This is a genomic window from Paraglaciecola sp. (assembly GCF_051252315.1).
Lineage (GTDB): Bacteria > Pseudomonadota > Gammaproteobacteria > Enterobacterales > Alteromonadaceae > Paraglaciecola.
Map to the genome: position 1 here is coordinate 1 of NZ_JBPOFP010000247.1, position 2,257 is coordinate 2,257.

Sequence of the window (2,257 nt, forward strand, 5' to 3'; positions counted from 1 at the left end):
ATTCCGAAAAAGATAGCTCAATGACAATTATTGCTGACGTTACCACTTCGCTAGAAAACCTCGTTGAAACACTAAATGGACTACTAAAATCCACTATCAAATTTGAAGTAATGGCTGCCAAAGGTGACGTAGCAAGTGATATAGAAGCGTTAAAAGCAATGATCGAAAAAATAAAGTCAACAAGCGATCTTGGAGATAAAGAAGAGTTAAGCCAGATAGTCAATGAATTCACAGAATTTGAAGATTTGGCGGTTGGTGACGAAAATGTAGTAGATGCTCAGATAGAAATGCTTGAGTCTAGAGAAAAGGCTAAGAAAAACTTGAATGAGGCTAAAGAATTGGCTCGTGCAGCAATGGAAGTAATTGTTCAGCTTAATTCAGAAGTCAGGAATATCACTGCAGATGTACAAAGTGATGCGGCTTCTACTGTGACTACTAGTAGAGTTGTCATGATTATTTGTGCTCTTTTGGTGTTAGCTCTATCAACTTTGATTGCGTTATGGGTGACTAAATCAATTACTACTCCTCTTAACGCTGCCGTCGACAAAATAAAACTGGCCGCGACGGGGGATTTAACCGTGCACTTTGAAACTAGTTCAAATGACGAGCTGGGTGTTATGTCTACTAGTATGCAAACCTTGATATCTAACCTTCGAAATATACTTAAAGAAATTTCTTCAAATTCTGAGATGTTAGCCACGACAGCAGAGGAAACCACGGCTATTAGTGAACAGAGTTTCGAAAGTGTCAATCAGCAAAAACAGCAAACTCAATCCATGGCCGCTTCAATCGAGCAAATGACCGAAACTGTTACCTCAGTTTCAAGTAATGTGCAAAATACATTGGCTGAAGTTGAGACAACTCACAATCAAGTTAATCAGGGTGAGGAGCTACTCAAAACCAATATTTCATCAATTGTTGGTTTGGCTTCGTCAATTGAAGACGCTGCTAAGGTAATCAGTCGACTCAATGAGGATACTAATAATATTGGTTCAGTATTGGATGTGATTAGTGGAGTGGCTGAGCAAACAAATTTATTAGCATTAAACGCTGCAATTGAAGCGGCAAGAGCAGGTGAACAAGGGCGTGGCTTTGCTGTTGTAGCGGATGAAGTAAGGACATTAGCCAGTCGTTCTCAAGATTCAACTGCAGAAATTCAACAGCTTATTGAAAGGCTATTGGATGGTGCGAGTAAAGCCGTTGCCACAATGAATCGCTCGCAAAAAGAGACACAAGAATGTGTTGAAGGTGTAGATGAAGTAAGTGAAATGTTGTCAAACGTTGCTACATCTGTCAGTACAATAAAAGATATGAGTCATCAAATTTCTGTAGCTACAGATCAACAAAGTGCCGCAGCTAAATCACAAAATGAAAACATTGTGCATATCGCAGATATAGCGGAACAAACATCAGTAAGTGCTCAGGAGAATCAAACCGCCAGCCAAGACTTATCAAAAATGGCTGCAAATCAAAGAGTATTAGTTAATCAATTTAAACTGTAAATTTAATAAATCAAAATAGGATAGTTAGTAATGAAAAAACTTAAAACCATTATAGTTGTAGCGGCCTCAATCTTGTGTTTTTTCGCAGGGGAGTTATACGCTGGCACATGTGAAATTCAATACACTAGAACCTCTTGCCCAGGTAAAGAAAAAATAAGCTACAAAAAGTGTAAAGGTAAGCAGTCTTGTTCAAAATTCAAAGAAGCTGCCGATGCTAATCAATGTGCGAGTTTAGCGGTTAATTCTTGTAAAAATAAAAGATTAACTGTGACTAAATCTAAGGTTATCAACGCTAAATTTGATGGTGCAGCAATAAAAGCTTCTAATGGTAGTGATGACTTTTGTACTGTTTATGAAAATAAAGATACTGAATTCAATAAGTGTGGATAACTGTTTTTAACACTAAGCTTTTGCTCACGTTATTTTGAAACAACCCGATGGACAAAGTTCATCGGTTTTTTTATAAATGGACTTTTCAACTTAATCTTGAGTTAGTTCAGATGCCTTTATTTTCTGGCAACTAAATGCACGGTACTGATTGTTCTTTCTAAAAAAGCCCCTTCGCAGTAAGCAAAGTAATATAACCACAACTTTTTAAATTTTTCGTCGTAACCTAAATGGGTTAATTCAGACCAAGACGCTAAGAAGTTTTTTCTCCAGTCATCTAGGGTTTTTGCGTAATCTAGGCCAATGTCGTTGAGGTTCTCTATGACTAATTCACTATGTTCGGTGATATGTTGACTTAGGGTATTAAC

General features: G+C 37.4%; 3 protein-coding genes. 2 read left to right on the forward strand and 1 reads right to left on the reverse strand.

The features are described 5' to 3' along the window. Both ACSHXM_RS21685 and ACSHXM_RS21690 read left to right on the forward strand, forming a co-directional pair. A partial coding sequence (locus ACSHXM_RS21685; RefSeq protein WP_435692494.1) for a methyl-accepting chemotaxis protein occupies positions 1-1,502 on the forward strand: 1,502 nt, incomplete at its 5' end. Positions 1,503-1,532: 30 nt separating this feature from the next. Continuing rightward, on the forward strand, positions 1,533-1,892 hold the full coding sequence (locus ACSHXM_RS21690) for a hypothetical protein (RefSeq protein ID WP_435692496.1): 360 nt from the start codon (positions 1,533-1,535) through the stop codon (positions 1,890-1,892). Positions 1,893-2,008: 116 nt separating this feature from the next. On the opposite strand, the gene ACSHXM_RS21695 is transcribed toward ACSHXM_RS21690, so the two are convergent. Further along, positions 2,009-2,257: class I SAM-dependent methyltransferase (locus ACSHXM_RS21695; protein WP_435692498.1), on the reverse strand; the 249-nt coding region annotated here is incomplete at its 5' end.